Source organism: Pseudomonas sp. CBC3, assembly GCF_037967085.1.
Classification (GTDB): Bacteria; Pseudomonadota; Gammaproteobacteria; order Pseudomonadales; family Pseudomonadaceae; genus Stutzerimonas.
The window spans coordinates 178,684-198,752 of record NZ_JBANEO010000002.1 but is presented as its reverse complement, the minus strand read 5'-3'; the positions used below and the strand labels follow the sequence as shown (position 1 = coordinate 198,752).

19 protein-coding genes are annotated in these 20,069 nt (G+C 61.8%); 11 read left to right on the top strand and 8 right to left on the bottom strand.

All coding sequences use genetic code 11. The features are described from left to right. The first annotated feature begins 93 nt into the window (after positions 1 to 93). The gene (locus V6943_RS08010) at positions 94 to 1,359 is read left to right on the top strand and encodes a DUF445 domain-containing protein (protein ID WP_340553153.1); all 1,266 of its coding nucleotides are present in this window, start codon (positions 94 to 96) and stop codon (positions 1,357 to 1,359) included. Between the two features lie 192 nt (positions 1,360 to 1,551). On the opposite strand, the gene V6943_RS08005 is transcribed toward V6943_RS08010, so the two are convergent. Further along, on the bottom strand, positions 1,552 to 1,995 hold the full coding sequence (locus V6943_RS08005) for an HIT family protein (RefSeq protein ID WP_181102032.1): 444 nt from the start codon (positions 1,993 to 1,995) through the stop codon (positions 1,552 to 1,554). A 274-nt stretch (positions 1,996 to 2,269) separates the two neighbouring features. Next, positions 2,270 to 2,707, bottom strand: a complete 438-nt coding sequence (locus V6943_RS08000) for a DUF6306 domain-containing protein (RefSeq protein WP_340553152.1) — start codon at positions 2,705 to 2,707, stop codon at positions 2,270 to 2,272. A 362-nt stretch (positions 2,708 to 3,069) separates the two neighbouring features. Between V6943_RS08000 and ccoN the strand changes: the two genes are divergently transcribed. The 4 genes from ccoN (at position 3,070) to V6943_RS07980 (ending at position 6,838) form a co-directional block, all read left to right on the top strand. After that, complete coding sequence (gene ccoN, locus V6943_RS07995) at positions 3,070 to 4,518, top strand: cytochrome-c oxidase, cbb3-type subunit I (RefSeq protein ID WP_340553151.1); 1,449 nt, start codon at positions 3,070 to 3,072, stop codon at positions 4,516 to 4,518. A 3-nt stretch (positions 4,519 to 4,521) separates the two neighbouring features. After that, positions 4,522 to 4,737 (top strand): hypothetical protein, encoded by a 216-nt coding sequence (locus V6943_RS07990; RefSeq protein WP_340553150.1) that lies wholly within the window; start codon positions 4,522 to 4,524, stop codon positions 4,735 to 4,737. 65 nt (positions 4,738 to 4,802) lie between these two features. Beyond that, positions 4,803 to 5,498, top strand: coding sequence for an MOSC domain-containing protein (locus V6943_RS07985; RefSeq protein WP_340553149.1), 696 nt, complete (start codon positions 4,803 to 4,805; stop codon positions 5,496 to 5,498). Between the two features lie 92 nt (positions 5,499 to 5,590). Next, positions 5,591 to 6,838: a M20/M25/M40 family metallo-hydrolase gene (locus V6943_RS07980; RefSeq protein WP_340553148.1), complete on the top strand. Its 1,248-nt coding sequence runs from the start codon at positions 5,591 to 5,593 to the stop codon at positions 6,836 to 6,838. Between the two features lie 73 nt (positions 6,839 to 6,911). Here V6943_RS07980 and V6943_RS07975 read toward each other — a convergent pair whose 3' ends face one another. Continuing rightward, positions 6,912 to 8,279, bottom strand: a complete 1,368-nt coding sequence (locus V6943_RS07975; protein ID WP_131651137.1) for a GntP family permease — start codon at positions 8,277 to 8,279, stop codon at positions 6,912 to 6,914. Between the two features lie 168 nt (positions 8,280 to 8,447). Between V6943_RS07975 and V6943_RS07970 the strand changes: the two genes are divergently transcribed. Next, on the top strand, positions 8,448 to 9,152 hold the full coding sequence (locus V6943_RS07970) for a glutathione S-transferase N-terminal domain-containing protein (RefSeq protein ID WP_340553147.1): 705 nt from the start codon (positions 8,448 to 8,450) through the stop codon (positions 9,150 to 9,152). Positions 9,153 to 9,299: 147 nt separating this feature from the next. Here the strand turns inward: V6943_RS07970 and V6943_RS07965 are convergent, their stop codons facing one another. From V6943_RS07965 to V6943_RS07955, 3 genes are all read right to left on the bottom strand, one after another. After that, positions 9,300 to 10,022: an anti-sigma factor gene (locus tag V6943_RS07965; protein ID WP_340553146.1), complete on the bottom strand. Its 723-nt coding sequence runs from the start codon at positions 10,020 to 10,022 to the stop codon at positions 9,300 to 9,302. Next, entirely contained in the window at positions 10,019 to 10,585 is a 567-nt protein-coding gene (locus V6943_RS07960) for a sigma-70 family RNA polymerase sigma factor (protein WP_340553681.1), read from the bottom strand. The genes V6943_RS07965 and V6943_RS07960 overlap by 4 nt, the downstream gene beginning before the upstream one ends. A gap of 109 nt (positions 10,586 to 10,694) precedes the next feature. Then, positions 10,695 to 11,225 (bottom strand): DUF3455 domain-containing protein, encoded by a 531-nt coding sequence (locus V6943_RS07955; RefSeq protein WP_181101809.1) that lies wholly within the window; start codon positions 11,223 to 11,225, stop codon positions 10,695 to 10,697. Positions 11,226 to 11,506: 281 nt separating this feature from the next. On the opposite strand from V6943_RS07955, the gene V6943_RS07950 reads away from it, so the two are divergent. Together V6943_RS07950 and V6943_RS07945 are read left to right on the top strand one after the other, a co-directional pair. Beyond that, the gene (locus V6943_RS07950; protein WP_340553145.1) at positions 11,507 to 11,926 is read left to right on the top strand and encodes a YciI family protein; all 420 of its coding nucleotides are present in this window, start codon (positions 11,507 to 11,509) and stop codon (positions 11,924 to 11,926) included. Between the two features lie 19 nt (positions 11,927 to 11,945). After that, positions 11,946 to 12,374 (top strand): VOC family protein, encoded by a 429-nt coding sequence (locus V6943_RS07945; RefSeq protein ID WP_340553144.1) that lies wholly within the window; start codon positions 11,946 to 11,948, stop codon positions 12,372 to 12,374. 22 nt (positions 12,375 to 12,396) lie between these two features. On the opposite strand, the gene V6943_RS07940 is transcribed toward V6943_RS07945, so the two are convergent. Next, positions 12,397 to 13,179 carry a sulfite exporter TauE/SafE family protein gene (locus tag V6943_RS07940; protein ID WP_340553143.1) on the bottom strand — a complete coding sequence of 261 codons (783 nt, stop codon included), beginning with the start codon at positions 13,177 to 13,179 and terminating at the stop codon, positions 12,397 to 12,399. 136 nt (positions 13,180 to 13,315) lie between these two features. Further along, positions 13,316 to 14,629: a CitMHS family transporter gene (locus tag V6943_RS07935; protein WP_131651130.1), complete on the bottom strand. Its 1,314-nt coding sequence runs from the start codon at positions 14,627 to 14,629 to the stop codon at positions 13,316 to 13,318. A 214-nt stretch (positions 14,630 to 14,843) separates the two neighbouring features. Between V6943_RS07935 and V6943_RS07930 the strand changes: the two genes are divergently transcribed. From V6943_RS07930 to V6943_RS07920, 3 genes are all read left to right on the top strand, one after another. After that, positions 14,844 to 15,833 carry a ribonuclease Z gene (locus tag V6943_RS07930; RefSeq protein WP_340553679.1) on the top strand — a complete coding sequence of 330 codons (990 nt, stop codon included), beginning with the start codon at positions 14,844 to 14,846 and terminating at the stop codon, positions 15,831 to 15,833. Between the two features lie 279 nt (positions 15,834 to 16,112). Further along, entirely contained in the window at positions 16,113 to 18,482 is a 2,370-nt protein-coding gene (locus tag V6943_RS07925; RefSeq protein WP_340553142.1) for a TonB-dependent siderophore receptor, read from the top strand. A 167-nt stretch (positions 18,483 to 18,649) separates the two neighbouring features. After that, the gene (locus V6943_RS07920; RefSeq protein WP_340553141.1) at positions 18,650 to 20,068 is read left to right on the top strand and encodes a hydroxysqualene dehydroxylase; all 1,419 of its coding nucleotides are present in this window, start codon (positions 18,650 to 18,652) and stop codon (positions 20,066 to 20,068) included. Position 20,069 lies beyond the last annotated feature (1 nt).

Genomic DNA, 20,069 nt, shown 5'->3' with positions numbered 1-20,069 from the left:
CGCCCAAACGGGTCTGTGCTGTATGGGCAGACCCGTCGGCCCGCCGGCCGACACCGCCTCGTTTCATCATCCGCCGCCATCAAGAGGAATCGCATGAGCCCTCTGCACAGCCGCTGGCAATCACCGGTTGCACGCATGAAGCTGGTCGCTGGCCTGCTCCTGCTGCTCGCCGCCCTGCTCTACATCTTCGCCACCGCCATGGAGCCACGTCATCCGGCCTGGGGCTACCTCGCCTCGTTCGCCGAAGCCGCGATGGTCGGTGCCATTGCCGACTGGTTCGCCGTCACCGCCCTGTTCCGTCACCCGCTCGGTCTGCCGATCCCGCACACGGCGATCATCCCGCGCAGCAAGGCGCGCATCGGGCAGAACCTGTCGACCTTCATCACCACCCATTTCCTGTCCACACCACTGGTACTGGCCAAGCTGGAAGCGCTGGATCTTGGCGGGCGCCTGGCCAATTGGCTGCGCCATCCAGACAACGCCGCTGCGGTCGGCCGGCAGCTCACCGGCATGGCACGTTTCGGCGTCGAGTCCCTACATGACGAGCGTGTGCAGGCCTTCGTCCAGGCCAAGCTGATCAACCGTGTGCGCAAGATCGACCTCGCACCGGTATGCGGACAGGTGCTGGAAATGCTCACCCGCCAAGGCAAACACCAAGCGATGCTCGACGAGGCACTGATCAAGCTCGACGCGCTATTGCAGGACGACGACACCCGCGCGCTGGTCGCTGACGCCATCACCGCCGAGGTTCGAACCCTGCGTTACCTTGGTCTGGGCAAGGCCGTCGGTGGCTGGTCGGCGAATAAGTTCGTCGATGGGGTTTCGGCAGTGATCGCCGAGGTGGCGAACGATCCCGAGCATCCTTTGCGTGAGCGTTTCGACGAGCATGTCGGGGAATACATCGAGCGGCTCAAGCACGACCCTGACTATCGGTTAGAGATCGAACGCATCGTCGCTCAACTGCTGGAGCATCCAGCCACCACCGATTACATCCGGACGCTCTGGCAAGAGCTGACCGATTGGCTGGAGACCGATCTGGACAATCCGGACTCACGCATCGGCACGCGTATCGTCAAGCTGACCCAGGGCCTCGGCGACTCGCTGGCAGCAGATGCCACCATGCGCAGCTGGATCAACGAGCAGTTGATGGCGGCCGCACCGGCAATGCTCGAGCGCTATCGCGGCAAGATCGGCCATTACATTGCCCAGCGTGTAGAGAACTGGGAAAGCCGCGAGTTGGTCGAGCAGATGGAGCAGAGTGTGGGCAAGGACCTGCAGTACATCCGCATCAACGGCACGCTGGTTGGTGGATTGGTCGGACTGGTGCTGCATGCACTGACGCAGCTGGTGGCCGGCTAGGTGGCAGGCGGCGTTCCGCTTTAGCCCACCAACGCGGCTACCTATGGTGGGCTGAAGCCCACCCTACGACATTGGTCACGCATTGAGACACTGATGGCTTGCTATCTCTCGGTGGGCCGTAGGGTGGGCTTTAGCCCACCACAGAAGCGCCTCGGTCATAGCGGTGTTAAGCGAAGGGCCGCCTAGCCCACCCTACGCTCGCTGCGCCAACCGCTGCACAAGCCGTGTCTGCAATTTTTCCAGCGCTTCCGGTTCGGCCTTGCCCGCCGCATGAATACCCAAGCCCTCGCCCGCGTAGCGCGGGACGATGTGCACGTGAATATGAAACACCGTCTGCCCCGCCGGCGCGCCATTGAACTGCGCCACCTGCACGCCATCGGGCTGCAACTCGTCGACGATCACGCGGGTGAGCTTCTGCACCACCGCCATCACCTTGCCCAACGCCTCGGTATCCACATCGAGGATATTGCAGGCAGCGGAGCGCTTCGGAATCACCAACGTATGGCCAAAGGATTGCGGAAACAGATCGAGAAAGGCGAGTACGTCGTCATCCTCGTAGAGCTTGTAGCAAGGCGCATCGCCCCGAATGATCTGAGCGAAGATGTTCTGTGGGTCGTAGGGCGTGATCAGGGACACCGATTTTTCTCCAGGACGAATGGAAAGGCAGACCAAATCGGTCAGAAAGTAGTAAACCGAATCGTGACCGATGTCCGATAGCAAAGCCACGTCTACCTCGTGCGCAGAACATCCAGACTCTGAGCAACTTGGTGCGCAAAACGCACCCTACAAAAGCATCTGCACCCGCCAAGTCTGTAGGGTGCGCTCCGCGCACCGTGTGCTCGAAATGGCTGGTGCGCCGCCGGAGCAGTACCGCCATGCTCATGCGCCTCGACAAAAAAATGCGATACGCCTAACGCAACTCTTCCGCCTTGGCGGCATAGTCATCGCTGTTGATTTCATGGGTGCGGAGCACGGCATCCAGCTCCTGACGAATCTGCGGATGCGTGACGTCCTGAAGCAGCGCCTCGAGTTTGCGAATCACCCATTTCTGCCCACGGTCGACCAGCGCCAGGCGCTCACCCAGATCGGCGATCGCCATGCATTTTTCGTAGAAGGCGCCGCGTTCGTGCCCCGGCTCGGCATCCAGCATCAGCAGGCAATCTCGTAATCGCCGGCAACTATCGGCTTCGCCACGATGCACCTGCGCCAGCACGCTGCGCTGCAGGTCTCCCTTGGCTTCCGCGAGGCTGGCGTGGGCAACCTGTGCCCCGGCCCGCTCAGCGCTCAACAGCTCATCGAGCGCCTCGATCAGGCGCTCCCGCTCGATTCCTAACGATTCCACAGTCATCTTCTTCTTTTCCTTGTTTCGGTGATCAGCCTGCAGCTGGCCGCAACCATGCTAGCCGCACGTCAATAGCGACCAACAATGAAAAATCCTGCCGTGACGGTGCAGTCTTTTTGCTTCGCCGCCGCTGGCTTGTCTTTAGAGCATCCGGAGCCGGTTACATGATAAATAAAAATAAATGCATTTAACGTTCATTATTATTCCTTTGCCTAGACCAAACAGGAGGATCACACTGCCGGGCGTTCACCTTCAGCGCTCGCATGGCGCCAAGCACGACTCGCAACGAGGCCCCGCAGAGGAAGCCCACGAGGCGTAAAGGCTGAACGAAACCTTGCAAATCCTCCTTGCGTGCATCTGGAAATTTCATGTCCCGAGTGATTCCTGCCGGCTCGTCCGGCGAAACCTACAACTACAGCGTCGTTCGCCAGTTCACCCTGATGACCCTGGTCTGGGGCATTCTCGGCATGGGCATGGGTGTGTTCATCGCGGCCCAACTGGTGTGGCCGCAACTGAATTTCGACCTTCCCTGGACCAGCTTCGGCCGCATCCGACCGCTGCATACCAATCTGGTGATTTTCGCTTTCGGTGGCAACGCGCTGTTTGCCACTTCCCTGTACGTCGTGCAGCGTACCAGCCGGGTACGCGTGATTTCCGACGGCGTGGCGAGCTTCGTGTTCTGGGGCTGGCAGACGGCGATCGTGGCGATGCTGATCAGCTACCCGCTGGGCTACACCACCTCCAAGGAATACGCGGAGATGGAATGGCCCATCGCCTTGCTGGTCACCTTCGTGTGGATCGCCTACACATGGCTGTTCTTCGGCACTATCGCCAAGCGCACGGTCAGCCATATCTACGTCGGCAACTGGTTCTACGGTGCGTTCATCGTCGTCACCGCGATGGTGCACATCGTCAATCACATGCTGGTGCCGGTGACGCTGCTCAAGTCCTATCCGATCTATTCTGGCGCCACCGATGCCATGGTGCAGTGGTGGTATGGGCACAGCGTGGTGGGCTTCATTCTCTCGGTGGGTTTCCTTGGGATGATGTATTACTTCGTACCCAAACAGGCGGAGCGGCCAATCTATTCCTACCGGCTGTCCATCGTGCACTTCTGGGCGATCATCAGCCTGTACATCTGGGCCGGCCCGCATCATCTGCACTACACCGCACTGCCGGACTGGGCGCAAAGCCTGGGCATGGTGATGTCGATCATCCTGCTGGCGCCGAGTTGGGGCGGCATGATCAACGGCATGATGACCCTCTCTGGCGCCTGGCATAAGCTGCGCACCGACCCGATCCTGCGCTTCCTGGTGGTATCGCTGGCGTTCTATGGCATGTCGACCTTCGAAGGCCCGATGATGGCCATCAAGACCGTCAACGCGCTTTCTCATTACACCGACTGGACCATCGGCCATGTGCATGCCGGCGCCCTCGGCTGGGTAGCGATGATCAGCATCGGCACGCTCTACCACATGATTCCCAAGCTCTGGGGGCGGGAGCAGATGCACAGCGTCGGTCTGATCAACGCGCATTTCTGGCTAAGTACCATCGGCACGGTGCTTTACATCGCCTCAATGTGGGTCAATGGCATCACCCAGGGTCTGATGTGGCGTGCGATCAACGAAGACGGCACCCTCACCTATTCCTTCGTCGAAGCCTTGGAAGCCAGCCATCCCGGCTACGTGGTACGCATGATCGGCGGCGGGCTGTTCGCCTTCGGCATGCTGCTGATGGCCTACAACACCTGGCGCACCGTGCGTGCTGGCGACAATGCCGTTCAGGCGCCGATTCCCAATCTGGTCACGGCGGGGTAAACCATGGCAATGCTGATCCTCTTCACCGTGATAGCGCTGCTTGGCGCGGCGCTGAGCCTGACGAATCTGTCCAGCCACGACGCGGAGCAGACTGCCCTGCTGCCCTTCGCCGACGATCCCGAAGCCGCCCGACAATTGACGGCCGAAACGGGGCTGGTCTGCGAACGGGTGATGCGCCCTGCCGAAGAGCCGGAGCCGCCCTACGTCTGGAAGGCCTGACAGACGCGCTCCGGGCCGCGTTTGAGGCACAATCGCGCCATTCACGATGAACGTCCGGAGCGCCAATGCAGCTGGCAAGGATCGAGCAATTACTGGTCGGCAAGGCCGTCCCCTACACCCGCCCCGGCACCCGCAGCGCCATCTCCAAGCACACGGTCGCCGGCCCGGTTCCTGTGGGTTTCGAAGGGCTGGAAGGCGACGAGCAGGGCGACCGCAAGGTGCATGGCGGCGTGAACAAAGCCGTGCACCACTATGCCTACGAACACTATTCCCGCTGGCGCGAGCAGCTCGGTGCCCTACCGCTGCTGGAGCAACCAGGCGCCTTCGGCGAGAACATCAGCACCCGGGGGCTCAGCGAGGCGGACCTATGCCTCGGAGATGTCCTGCGCTGCGGCGAAGCACGGCTGGAAGTGGTGCAGACGCGCCAGCCCTGCTGGAAGCTAAATGATCGCTTCGGCATCCCGGACATGGCGCTGCGTGTGCAACAGAGCGGCATGACCGGCTGGTACTACAAAGTGCTCGAACCCGGCGCGCTCGAAGCCGGGCAGCTGCTCATCCTCGAACACCGTCCTTTCCCGCGCTGGTCGCTAACACGGGTACTGGAAGTGCTTTATCAGCGCACCCTGGACCAAACTGCCCTGCATGAACTGAACGAACTGCCATTAGTGCCGTCCTGGCGCAAGCTAGTGGAGCGCCGCCTGCAACAGCACACCGTGGAGGACTGGAGCAAGCGGCTGTACGGCTCGAATAGCGAAACCTGACAAAACCGGCTTTGCCGGCGTCTGGTTGGCGGAACATGCGCGCTTGCCGGGCCTCTCATCCTCGATAACCACAAAAATGAACGAGGCCCTCCATGCATGCTCGCCGCTCGTCCATCGCCGCCGCCTTCGCGCTCGGCTTGTTCGCTTTTCCCGCCCTCGCTGTCGAGCTCCAGCCCAGCGCGCTGCTCAAACAGGCCGAAACGGAGCAGGAGGCCTATCTCGACACTCTGAAAGCGCTGGTCGCGGTGGACACCGGCACCGGCCAGCAGCAGGGGCTCGCCAAGGTCAGCCAGATGCTGGTCGAACGGCTCGAAGCGCTGGGTGCCGAGGTCACTACCACGCCGGCAACGCCATCAACCGGGGACAACATCGTCGGCACGCTGAAAGGCTCGGGTACGACGAACTTCCTGCTGATGGTCCACTACGACACGGTATTTGCCGAAGGCACCGCCGCCGAGCGGCCGTTCCGCATGGATGAGAAACGCGCCTATGGCCCCGGCGTGGCCGATGCCAAGGGCGGGGTGGCGATAATCCTTCATGCGCTCAAGCTGCTGCAGGACGAGCAATTCGATGGCTTCGGCACCCTCACCGTACTGTTCAACCCGGATGAGGAAATGGGTTCGGCCGGTTCGAAGAAGATCATCGCCGAGCTCGCCCGCAAGCACGATTACGTCTTTTCCTACGAGCCGCCAGACAAGGACGCCGTGACCACCGCAACCAACGGTATCAACGCGGTGATGCTGGAGGTAAAAGGCAAATCCTCGCACGCTGGATCGGCACCCGAAGAGGGCCGCAACGCCGTCATGGAGCTCGCGCATCAACTGGTGCAGCTCAAGGATCTGGGCGATCCGGGCAAGGGCACCACGGTCAATTGGACGATGATCAAGGGCGGCGAGAAGCGCAACATCATTCCTGACAGCGCCGCCGCCGAAGCCGACATGCGCTATTCCGATCTGAGTGAGTACGACCGCGTCCTGGCCGATGCCCAGCGAATCATCAAAGACAAATTGATCGAGGACACGACGGTCGAACTTCGCATCGATAAAGGCCGACCACCGCTGGCGAAGAACGCCGGCTCGGATCAATTAGCCGAGACGGCACAGAAGCTCTACGGTGAAATCGGCAAGACCATCGAACCCATCGCCATGCGTTTCGGCACCGATGCCGGCTACGCCTACGTGCCGGACAGCGACAAACCAGCCGTACTGGAAACCATGGGCGTGGTGGGCGCTGGTCTGCATTCGGACGAGGAATACCTGGAACTTGCCAGCATCGCGCCGCGCCTGTATCTGACGGTGGCGATGATCAAAACACTGTCCGGCGAGAACGAGTCCCGCTAGTCGGCAGCTCGAGCCACACCGAAGCTGCTGCCTGCCTCCGGTGTGGCTTGTTGCTATGGAATAACGCGAAGCCTCAGAGCAGCACCAGCCCCAACAGCCAGACCACCGCCATACCCACCACACCTTGAACCAGCGTCGCCATGGTTTGCGCGCGGTAGGCTGTGGACACTTTCATCCGGCTGAACTGCGAGACGACCCAGAAGAAGCTGTCGTTGGCATGGGACACGGTCATACCGCCCGCGCCGATGGCCATGACCGTGAGCACCCGGCCCATTTCGCTATCCAGACCGAGACTGCCGAGCAGCGGCGCGACCATTGCCGAGGTGGTGACCAGTGCAACGGTAGTGGAGCCCTGCGCGGTCTTCAGCGCGGCAGAGACGATGAAGGGCATGAACAGGCCGATCCCCAGAGCCGACAAACTTTGGCCCAGGTAATCGCCTAGCGGCGTGATCTTCAGCATTGCGCCAAAGGCACCACCAGCGCCGGTGATCAGCAGAATCGGCGCCGCGGAGACGATGCCAGCCGCAACCTGATCATGGAACTGCTGGCGCTTGTTCTCGCCCTTGAGCAACGTGCATGCGAAGCCCAGGCCGATCAGCAGGGCGGCGACCGGCTGGCCGAGAAAACCCAACACCGAGAACACAACGCCCTCGCCCAGCGGCCTGCCGGGCAGCGCGACGACCGAGCCGATACAGATCAGCGCGATGGGAATGAAGATAGGCGCGAAGGCTTGCCAGGCGCTGGGCAAGGTGCCATAGCGGGCTCGCAAGGTATCGAAATCCACGTCCTCGGCGAGCAGCTCGCTGGGGGCTTCGTCCAGCAGCTCGCGATCATCCTGCTTGAGAAAGCGGTTGGCCCAGAGCATCCCGGCCAGCGCAGCTACTGCCGAGACCAGAAGACCGACGGCTATCACCAGCCCCAGCGAATCTTCCAATCCCAGGTTGCCTGCGGCTGCGATTGGACCCGGTGTCGGCGGCACGAAGGTGTGGGTGGCGTACAGGCCGGTGGCCAGCGCCACGCTCATCGCCACCACCGAGACCTTCATTCGCGCCGCCAGTGCATTTTTCAGCGAGTTGAGGATGACGTAGCCGGAATCACAGAACACCGGGATCGACACCAGATAGCCGATGATCGACAGCGTCAGGGTCGGGAAGCGTTCGCCCAGCAGCCGGATCACGCTTTCGGCCATGGTGATCGCCGCGCCGGAGCGTTCGAGGATGACGCCGATGATGGTGCCTAACGCAATGACAATACCGATATAACCGAGGATGCCGCCGAAGCCAGTCGCGACCGTTTTGAGGATTTCCGCAGTCGGGACTTGATAGGCGAAGCCGGCAAGAATTGCCGCTGCCAACAGTGCCAGAAAGGGATGCAGCTTCCAGCTCACCGTGGAATACACGATGAAGGCAATCAGCAACAACAAGATGAGGATCAGCACCATGATCGAACGCCTCGTGTAATGGTTCCAGAATGCGACAGGCGCCGACACCTGCGCTGCGTTGAGCATAGTGCAGCTTGTCCGTGGCGCTCGGAGCCGTCGAGGCGGTCGACCAACTGCGCCAAAGGCTGGGCTATCCTCACCTCCTCATCGTATGGAGAGCCTCGTCGTATGTCCGATCTATCCGCCTTCCCGATCACCCAGAAATGGCCAGCCAGCTACCCGGAACGCCTGCAGCTCTACTCGCTGCCCACGCCCAATGGGGTAAAGGCATCGATCATGCTGGAGGAGACCGGTCTGCCCTACGAGGCGCACCTGGTCAGCTTCGAGAGCAACGATCAGCTATCGGAGGAATTCCTTTCACTGAACCCAAACAACAAGATCCCGGCGATTCTCGACCCGAACGGGCCGGACGGTAAACCTCTGACACTGTTCGAATCCGGGGCGATTCTGTTGTATCTGGCAGACAAGACGGGTCAGCTCATGCCGGAGGACACGGCGGCCCGCTACGAGACGATTCAATGGCTGATGTTCCAAATGGGCGGCATCGGGCCAATGTTTGGGCAGCTCGGCTTCTTCCACAAATTCGCTGGCAAGGACTACGAGGACAAGCGCCCGCGCGACCGTTACCTCGCGGAAACCCAGCGCCTGCTAGGCGTGCTCGACAAGCGCCTGGAAGGCCGCGAGTGGCTCATGGGCGGCCGCTACAGCATCGCCGATATCGCCACCTTCCCCTGGGTGCGCAATCTGGTGGGCTTCTACGAAGCGCGTGAGTTGGTGGAATTCGAGCGTTTCAGCAATGTGCAGCGCGTGCTGGACGCCTTTGTCGCGAGGCCTGCAGTGGCCAAGGGTCTGAACATTCCACCCCGCGGGTGAAACGGACTTTCCGCCGAGCGCTCTGTGCTTATTACAGCAACCCTCTCCCGGAGGGAGAGGGGGCAGGTATTTGTCGGATGTTGCTGCGAGTGGTTCCAAATGGGTCGCTGCAAGCAAAGCCGCGGTTCTGCGCGAAACGCGCCAGCCCTAGATCACCTTCGCCGCGCGCCCGATGAACTGGATCGGCCCGGTCGGTTTGCCGGTTGGCGAGCCAGTTGGTTGTTCGAGCGTGAGTTCGAACAGCTGATTGGGCTGCAACGGCGGCAGCTCGTCGAGGCGAATCTTCACCGGCTCACCGGGTTTGACCAATCCGAGCGAGACCGGCGCCTGCCAGCCTTCGGCCTTGGTCCAGAGCTGCAGCGCCTTGTCCGGCGGCAGCTCGGTCACGCCGAGGGGGATCAGTTCGATTTCCCGCGATTGGTTACTGGCCTGCATCACCCAACCGGGGGCAAGACCCTGCGGAGTCGCGAGCACCACCAGCCAGGTCGGCGATGATTCCGGCGTGGTGCGGGTAAGCAGCAACGTGCCCAACACCAACGTCGCGGCCATGCCAGCGGCGGCGAAGCCTCGCCAGAGCGATAGGTTGTCCCACCACTTCATTTGACGGTTACGCGGCACCGGTGCGGCCTGGTGAGCATCCAAGGTACGTTCTATGCGAGTCCACAGGCGCGGCGATGGCGTTTGCGACTCGACCAGATCGGTCAGGTGCAACAGGCGGGCTTCCCAATAATCCACGGCGGCTTGCAGCTCGGGCTCGACGGGCAAGCGCCGCTCGACGTCCTCCCGCTGCGACGCAGGCAAGGTGCCGAGTACGTATTCGCCGGCCAGTTCGTGCAGGCTTTCGCCGCTGTCGTTGAATTCGGTATTCATCCGATGCACTCGCGAAGGGCGGTCAGGCTGCGGCGGATCCAGGCCTTTACCGTGCCCAGCGGAGCACCCAGGCGCTGGGCGATTTCCTGATGGGAATAGCCGTCGACGTAGGCGTGAAATACGCAGTTGCGGCGCACCGGTTCCAATTGTTCGAGGCAGGCTTCGATCCGGCCGGGATTGACTCGCCAATCGAAGGCGTCGGTCTGTTCCTGCCAACCGTCGATGGCTGCGTGGCTGGTTTCGCGCTCCTCGTCTGGGTCCATCTGCATCTGCCGGGCATCGTTGCGCACGGCGTTGAGGGCGAGGTGGCGGGTCACGCTGAAGATCCAACCACGGGCAGAGCCGCGCGTCTGGTCATACGTTGCCGCTTTGTTCCAGATGCGGATGAAGGCGTCATGCACGATGTCCTCCGCCAGCGCGGCGTCTCGCACGATGCGCTGAACCACGCCGAGCAGGCGCGGGCTTTCCTGTTCATACAGTTTCTGTAATGCCGAGCGCTCGCCGCGAGCGCAAGCGCGCAGGGCTGCTTCGTAGTCGAACGGTGATGAGGACGCTGCTGACAATTGACCCGCCACTGGCTGATTGTGATTGCCCCGGCGCGCAGGCCGGGGCTTCTGTGGAGCATAGAGGCGTTTAACGCTCATATCGAGCGACTTGCCCGCTGTGCTGGACTCACTTGCTGGTCCAAAACAGGTAGTCGGCCTGATAATCCACGATCTGGCGCTCGCCCTTGCTGGCTGCATCGCAGGTTGCCGCAGGCGCTACGCCGCCCTTGGTCGCCACTCGCTGAATGTAGCTGACGCCCTTCATCGCACCGTCGCCTTCGGCGGGGTTGGCCTTGACCAACTGATACGGGATGTTGCCTTCGCCTGCCGGAGCTACCGCAACCTGGGTGCCGGTTATCGCGGAACCGTCCGCCGCTTCCCAGGTGGCAGGCGGGCCGTAGTAGCTGCCGACCTGCTTGCCGCTGCGATCATTGAGCGCGGCTTTGGGGCCGATGAACACCCACTCCATTTTTTCGGGCATATCGGCTTTGGCTTGGCATTCGTAGGTGATCTTGCCGACGCCGCGGGTTTCCATGCTGACGGTGTGGCCATCCGGGACCTTGACGGCGTCGGGTACGTCCATTTTGGCGAAGGCATTGGCCGAACAGCCGAGCGCCAGGGAAAGTCCGGTCAGGCAAAGGATCTTTTTCGCGTCCATTTTGAATCTCCGATAGTGATCAAGTGGGCGGCAAATCTGGCCGCTACCTGTACTACCCGCGAGAAACCGAATCGGATGCAGACCTTGCAGAAATATTTTCGGAGTCTCCAACCAGCGCCCTAATCACCTGAAGGGTTAGGCGCCCGTTTATTGCAGTAGCAAAGAAAATTTCGTCATCGTGTCGATTCTCACCTCTCCCACTCGACCAATGATCAGAGCCAGCGGAAATTCGTGCAGATCCGTCTAGGCTGTTTTCTCCCATCCGATAAAGGAGTCAGACGATGCGATTCATGGTGATGATCAAGGCCAACCACGACACCGAAGCGGGTGTGATGCCCAGCGAGGAAGTGCTCGCGGCCATGGGCCAGTACAACGAAGAATTGGCCAGTGCCGGTGTACTGCTGGGTGGCGAAGGTTTGCATCCGAGCAGCCGGGGCGCACGCGTGCGCTTCAGCGAGGGGCAATGCTCGGTCGTAGACGGCCCGTTCGCCGAAACCCACGAGCTGATCGCCGGCTATTGGATGTTCCAGACCGGATCGCTGCAAGAAACCATCGAATGGGTAAAGCGTTGTCCCGTGTCAGCCATTGGCGACTCGGAAATCGAGATCCGTCAAGTATTCGAAGCCGAGGACTTCGGCGCTGAATTCACGCCCGAATTGCGCGAGCAGGAAGAACGCCTGCGCGCCCGGATTTCCCACTGATCGGAACAGGAGAATGACCATGAAGATAACCCCTTATCTAACCTTCGACGGCCAGGCACGCGACGCCTTTACGCTTTATCAACAAGTACTGGGCGGCACGCTGGAAATGATGACCTTCGCTCAGGCGCCCGAAGCCGAGCACTTTCCTGCCGAGCACCGCGAGCGAATCATGCACGTCTGTTTGAACCTGGGCGATTACCAGCTCATGGCATCCGACACCATGCCCGGCGATGCAGCCTGTGGCGGCGGCCCATACGAAGGCATCAAGGGTTGCTCGATATCCCTGCATCCCAAAAGCGTTGCCGAGTGCGAACGCCTGTTCAACGGGCTGGCCGAAGGCGGACAGGTCGTGATGTCGCTGGAGAAAACCTTCTGGGCCGAGCGCTTCGGCATGCTGACCGACCGCTTCGGCGTCTCCTGGATGGTCAATTGCGAACAGGCCGGATAACAGACCATCCGGCCGAAAGGGGTCAGATCAGCTTATAGCCGATGGCTGCCAGCATAACCGCCATGCAGGGACGCAGGACGGTATCCGGCACCTTGCCGGCCAGGTTGCTGCCCAGGTAAATCCCCGGCAACGAGCCCACCAGCAGATAGGCCAGGATGGTCCAATCCATATTCCCCATGCCGGCATGGCCCAGCCCTGCCACCAGCGTAAGTGGCACGGCATGGGCGATCTCCGTTCCGACCAGGCGGCGCGTGCTCAATAACGGGTAGAGAAAGAACAGCGCCACGGTACCCAGCGCGCCGGCACCGATGGAGGTCAGCGTCACAATCGCACCGAGCACCCCGCCAACCACCACGGTCAGCACGTTAAGCCCACGTGGCGAAAGCCGCGGCGTCGGCCCAGACAGACGAGCGGCGAACGCGAGCAGCGGCATTTTGAATAGCACCGCTAGCGCAGTGAGCACCAGAACGACGCCCAACGACTGTTTGATTATCGCGTTGAGTACTTCCGGATCGGAGTGCAACCCGCTCAGCACCCAGAGCGTCAGGCCTGCTGCCGGCACGCTGCCAAGCGCCAGCCAGCCGGTGATGCTCCAATCGATGTTGCGATTCTTCTGATGCACCCAGACGCCACCGGCCTTGGTGATCGCCGCGTAAAGCAGGTCGGTACCCACGGCGGCAGCCGGGTTGACGCCAAACCACAGGAGAATAGGCGTCATCAACGAGCCACCGCCAACGCCTGTCATGCCAACGATGAACCCCACCAGCAGGCCGGCCACCACAAAGCCGATAACACCTAATTCCATCGTTCGCTTCCCGTTGAGGCCCGCCTGGGCCGTGTCAAAGGGAAGCAGCATAACGGCGAGTACTAGCAATCCTTAATATAAGTTTGTTCTTTTTTAGTAGCTAAACGATATAAGAAGATTGCTACGTCTCGGATCATCAGAAGAGACCAAGCATCCAAGCGGCGATGAACAACAACAAGGAAAAGCCCCACATCCACCATAGCGAGTAGCGGATATGCCGGCCCAGATCCAGCCCGGCCAACCCCAGAGCTAGCCAGAGTGCTGGCGAGAATGGGCTGATGAACGTACCGATGATGTTGCCAATGGTCATCGCGTAAACGACGCTGGCTGGCTCGACGCCGTGATTGGTCACCACTTCCAACGTGACCGGCAGCAGACCGAAGTAATAGGCGTCGGTGCTCAGCATCAGCTCCATCGGCAGACCAAATACACCGAGAACGATGTGCAGCTGCGACACCATCGAGGCAGGCAGCACCTGCACCAGATCCTGGGCGATGGACGTCAGCATACCGGTGCCGGTCAGCATCCCAAGCATCGAGCCCGCCGCGAGAATAATCATGCCCATGCTCAACGCCGCCGGCGCATGCGCCGCGATGCGCTGCATCTGTGTCTTGCCGCCTGGGTAGTTGATGAACAGCGCAAGCGACAGGCCGATCATGAAGATGTAGCCAGCCGGTAACACACCCGCGAACAGCGCAATCAACACCAGCAGGAACAGGCCTCCATTGACCCAGAGACGCCCGGGACGCTCCAACGCACGCTCTTCAGGGGTAGGTTCGTGAAGACCCGCATGGGTATCGACCAGCACGCCAACATCTGCCGGTACGTTGCCCGACGCGATGCGCCGCTGTTCACGCCAACCCAGCAAGGCGGCCAGTGCCACCAGCAACACCACGCCGATGCCCTGCACGGCAACAAGCGGCCGCCACAGCTCAGTCACTTCAATGCCGGTCACCGCCGCCGCGCGGCCCAACGGGCCAGCCCAGGGCAGCATGTTGAAAATGCCAGCGCCGAGGGCCAGCAGCATGAGCATCAGGTACGGGCTCATCCGCAGCTGACGATACAGCGGCAGCAGCGCAGGAATGGTCAGCAGAAAGGTGGTCGCGCCGGCGCCGTCGAGGTGCGCCAGCATGCCGATCACAGCAGTGGCCATCGCCACGGCGATCACGTTGCCGCGAGTGATCTTCACCATGGCGCCGATGATCGGACGGAACAGCCCGGTATCCTGAAGCACGCCGAAAAAGGTGATGGCGAAGACGAACATGGCGGCGATGGATATCACACGCTCCAGACCGTCAGTGAAAAAACCGGAGATCGCCTCCGGTCCGAAGCCGGCCAGCAATGCGCCTACCAGCGGTACTACGATCAACGGCAGAATCGGCGCCATGCGCCCGACGAGCAGCAGTACTACCAAGCTGCCAATGGTCAACAGACCAATCAGAGTCAACAAGCCTAATCTCCTCTTTATTCTTATCCAGCTGAAACAGGTGAGCCGGGTAGGCTACGGAGCAAAGCTTTCAGCAACCTTTAACCCACCAAACGAAACGCTGGGCACTGTGAGGAAATATGTCGGGCCTCGAGAATGGCGGTCGCCCGTGGATCTGCTTGCATTGATCAGGACGCTGAGTCACGAATCACAAACATTGCAGAACAGGAGCACAGGTGTGGATCTGCTATTTCTTGGTACCTCGTCCGGCACACCGACCAAGGCCCGCAATGTCAGCGGGCTGGCGTTGGTGGAAGACAGCGGAAAAGGTTGGTACCTGATCGACTGCGGCGAGGCCACTCAGCACCAGCTGCTGCGCACACCTTTGACCTTGCATGGCCTGCGCGCGGTTTTCATCACGCATGTGCACGGCGATCACTGCTTTGGCCTGCCCGGTCTGCTCGCCAGCGCCGGCATGGCGCACCGGCAGGAGCCGTTGGAAATCATCGCACCCGCGGCAATTGAAGGGTGGATACGCGCTACGCTCGAAATGAGCCAGAGCCGCCTGCCCTATGAACTCCGCTTTCACGCCATCGAGACCTTCGAAGGCTGGCGCAACCCGCAGGTGCGCGTCGAAGCCATCGCCCTCTCCCATCGCGTGCCGAGCTGGGGCTACCGTTTCACCGAAGCGCGGCCCGACCCGCGCCTCGATATCGAGAAGCTGGACCGCGACGGCATCCCTCGCAGCGCGCTCTGGGGGCAACTGGTGCGCGGCCATGACATCGAATTCCAAGGCCGTTTTTTGCGCAGCGAGGATTATCTCCTGTCCACACGCCCGCCCCGCCGCGTCGTGATCGCCGGCGACAATGACCGCCCCGAGCTGCTGCATGACGCCTGCCAGGACGCGCACGTGCTCGTTCACGAAGCCACCTACACCCAGCCCATCGCCGACGCGGGTAAAAACGATTTCGGCCACAGCACTGCGGCACAGGTTGCAGCCTTTGCGCAGGCCGTCGGGTTACCCAACCTGGTGCTGACGCACTTCAGCGCGCGCTACCAGAACGCTCCGGGGCGAGGGTTATCGATGGACGATATACGAGCGGAGGCTGCTGGGTGCTATCAGGGAGCGCTGTTTTTGGCAAAAGACTTTCTGAGGTTAAGACTGGGGAGAGACGGGGTGTTGGGCTTCGACAACAGGACAATCACCGATGAAGCCCAGGCGCTGTAGCGGGCTTACCGTCGCCGTGCCGAGCCGATCCGCAGCGCGTGCGCTACCAAGCTCGGTGATTGTGAAACCACAGCAAACGCGATAAGCACGCATTTAGCAACAACACACATCCGCGAATATTTCTCATTTACAACCGTTCGATCCTTGCCTAGGCTTGCTGTCGGCGTCGTTCCCGCTGCTTCCATGCCGCACCGATGCCGCCTTCAAGCGCCGCTCATCATCGTCTGCAGCAGGCGATACGGCCGCGCTCGCACTCACGCATGCCAAGGACAGACCACGGTGAAACCTAGACTTATCCAATCCCTGACGCTTTCAGCCTGGCTTGGTGCCTGTGCTGGGGCATATGCGGCTCCCATCGAGCTGGACGTGCCGGCACAGCCGCTTACCGATGCCCTGCAGCAATTCCAGGCCCAGAGCGGCGTGCAGGTGGTGTTCGGTGCCGACGCGCTCGCGGGTCGAACCTCTTCAGCCGTTCAAGGCGCGCTGGAGCCAGCCGAAGCACTGCGGCGTTTGCTGGCGGGGACGGGATACGAGGCCGAGCTACGAGACGGCACCGCAACGGTATCCAGCGCCGCCAGTGAAGAGGACGAATTGAATCTCGGGCAGATGAATATCGTCGCCGAACGCGCGCCGGTCGATGGCACCACCGAGGGCACCGGCTCCTACACCACCGGCGTGGTGAATTCCTCGACGAAGCTGCCCATGTCGCTGCGGGAGACACCGCAATCGGTCAGTGTGATCACTCGTCAGCAGATCGAAGACCAGGGGCTGAACAACCTGCATGACGTGGTGCTGAGCACGCCCGGGCTGACCATCCAGCAGTCCGGTCCGGAACGTCAGCGTTATCACGCGCGCGGCTTTCAGGTCGACAACATCATGTACGACGGGTTACCGATGAGCCTGTCACGATTCTCGCAGGACGTCATCACCGCCCCAGACAGCGCCATGTTCGACCACATTGAAGTGGTTCGCGGGGCTACCGGGCTGATGCAGGGTGCCGGCAACCCGGCGGCGGCCATCAACATGATCCGAAAGCGCCCAACTTCCGATCCCTACGTGAGCATCGGCGCCAGCGCTGGCAGCTGGGATCGCTACCGCACCGAAGTGGACGCGTCCAATGCGCTCAACGAGACCGGCACCCTGCGCGGACGCTTCGTCACGGCCTACGAAGACAACGGCACCTATCTCGATTACGGCGGCAGCGAACATGCCTTCGCCTACGGCATCGTCGAAGCGGACATTACCGACAGAACGCTGTTCACGCTCGGCGCGTCGTACCAGAACGACAACAAGGACTCGGACTGGGGCGGCCTGCCGACCGCACCGGATGGCAGCGACCTGCACCTTTCCCGCTCGACCTACCTGGGCAATGACTGGGCCTATTGGGATACCAATACCCGGCATCTGTTCGCCGAGCTCGAGCACCGCTTCGACAACGACTGGAAGCTGCGCCTGGCCGGCAACAAGATGTGGGGACGCATCAACATGCTCGGCTCATACTTCTGGTACAACGCCGACGAGCTCAACCAGGGCACGGGCGCCTATACCTATGTCAACGACTACGACAGCTACGACGGCAACCTTTCGGGCCCGTTCACGCTGTTCGGCCGGCGCCACGAATTAGTGGTGGGTGCCAGCACCCGAACCGAAATCTTCGACGGCCACGGCGGCTGGGGCGATACGGGCACGGACATCGACCCCGGCAACTGGGACAGCGGCGCGGTTCCCAAGCCGAGTTACGACATGGACCTCTGGAACCTGAAGTTCGAGGCGCAGCAGAAAGGCCTGTACAGCGCCACCCGCCTTAGCATCACCGACCCGCTGACAGTCATCCTCGGTGGGCGCCTGGACTGGTACGACTACGATGACGGCACCGACACCGGCAGCTACACAGTCACACGCAACGTCACACGCTACGCCGGCATCGTCTACGACCTCAACGAGACGTACTCCATCTACGCCAGCTACACCGACATCTTCAAGCCGCAAGACAGTCGCGACGTCAGCGGCAGCGTCATCGAACCCATGACCGGCATCAACTACGAGATCGGCCTCAAGGGCGAGTACTTCGACGGCAGGCTCAACGCCTCGGCGGCGGTCTTCCGCATCCTGCAGGAAAATCGCGCCAGGCTCCTCGATGACCAGGCCAGCACGTGCCCCAGCTTTCCGGCCGTCAGCTGCTACGAGGCTGCCGGGGAAGTGGAAAGCAAGGGCATCGATCTGGAACTCGCCGGCTCGCTCACTGAGCGCTGGCAAGCGAGCGTCGGTTACACCTACGTCGAAGCCAAGTACCGCAAGGACGCCGACCCGACCAACGAAGGCGAGTTCTTCGATCCGAAACAACCGCGCCACCTGTTCAAAGCCTCCACCGTCTACCACCTGCCGGGCACGCTCGAAAAATGGCGCATCGGCGGCAGCCTGAACAGCCAGAACAGTACCTACAGCGAGGCTTCGAGCTATCGCATCGATCAGGACGCCTACACCCTGGTCAACCTGATGCTGGGTTATCGCGTCAACGAGCACATCGATACGCGCCTGAACCTCAACAACCTGTTCGACAAGACCTACTACTCGAGCATCACCAACAACGCCAGCGTCGTCTACGGCGAACCACGCAACCTGATGTTCAGCGTGAACTGGACGCTCTGAGCCAACCGGTCCGCGAGCCGTCGAAAGGCGGCTCAGCTGGTTCCGTCGAGCGTCGAAAGCGCTTCCGCTTCGGCATCTTCCACGGCGCGGGGGGTCACAAGCAGACCCGACTCCCGAAGAGCGCCGCCGATGCCCCATCAACCCTCCCGCTGCGGCGCAACCGCCGGATGAAGCCCGACGTCGTCATCATCGGCGCCGGTATCGCCGGGTTGTCCGCGGCGGTCTGGCTGTCCGACGCAGGCCTGAAGGTCAGCGTCCTGGAGGCGTCCGACGTGCCCGGCGGGCGGGCTCGGAGCTGGGCCGATCCGGTAATGGGCGACAGCGTCGATATCGGCCCGCATATCCTGCTCAACAAATACGCCAACATGCGCACCCTGCTCCAGCGGCTGGGCACGGCGGATCAAGTGCTGTGGCAGACCGAAGAGCTGCTGACCGTGTTCGATCGCGGCCGCTCGATGCACTTCAAGGTCGGCGGACTGCCGGCACCGCTGCACTACATCCGCAACCTACCGCGCATTTTGCCAAGCGTGCCCTTGCGTCATCTGCTGAGCAACACACGACTGGCCTGGCGCACCCAGCGCAGCAGCGGGCCGGAACTGATGCAACTGGACGATCGCAGCGGGCGTGAGCACCTGGAATGGTGCGGTGTCAGCGACTTCTTCATCGACTGGTTTTGGGCCTCGGCGGCCATCGCCGTCCTCGCAGTCCCGGTGGAACGTTGCTCGGCGGCATCGCTGATGCGCCTCCCTGCTCAGGCGCTCGGCCACAAAGACATCGCCTTCGGCATGCCCAAGGTCGGGCTAAGCGACCTCTATGCCTGGCCGGCGATCGAATTCATCCGTCGCCATGGCGGCGAGGTGCGGCTCGGCTGCGGGGTGGATGGATTTTTGCGCGAGCAAGGTCGAGTCACCGGCGTGCACTTGAGCGACGGCGCAAAGGTCGAGGCACCGGCAGTGGTGCTAGCCGTGCAACCGACCGCCATCGCCCCGCTGCTGCCCGAAACTCATGCGCTGACGCAGATCGCGCGCCGGTTCCAGCCGAGCCCCTATATCAGTTGCTACCTCTGGTTCGACCGGCCGATCACCGCCTCGCGCTTCTGGGCCCTGCCGTGGAACCCGGAGCGCTTCAACACCGATTTCTACAACCTGACCAATATCCGCCCGGCGACCCGCGGCGGCGCGCTGATCGCCAGCAATATCATCTGGAGTCAGCGGGTAGAGCACCTGTCCGACGCGGCGATCATCGAGGCTACGCGACGCGAGATCGCCGAGTTCGCGCCCGAGGTGCAACGCGCGGCGCTGCTGTCGGCCTCGGTACACCGCATTCCCATGGCGATTCCGGCTGCCTTCCCCGGCACCGAAACGGCAAGGCCGAGCACGGCGGTGGAGCCGGGTTTGTGGCTTTCAGGTGATTGGGTCGATACGGGCTTGCCGTATTGCATGGAGAGCGCCACCCGAGCCGGCGCATTGGCGGCTGAAGCAGTGCTTGCCGAGCGCGGCCTAGGTCGGTCACTCGCGTTACCGCCGCCCAAGCCGAGCGGCCTTGGTCGCTGGTTGAGAACAGGCGAACCCGGAGAAGATTTCTGAT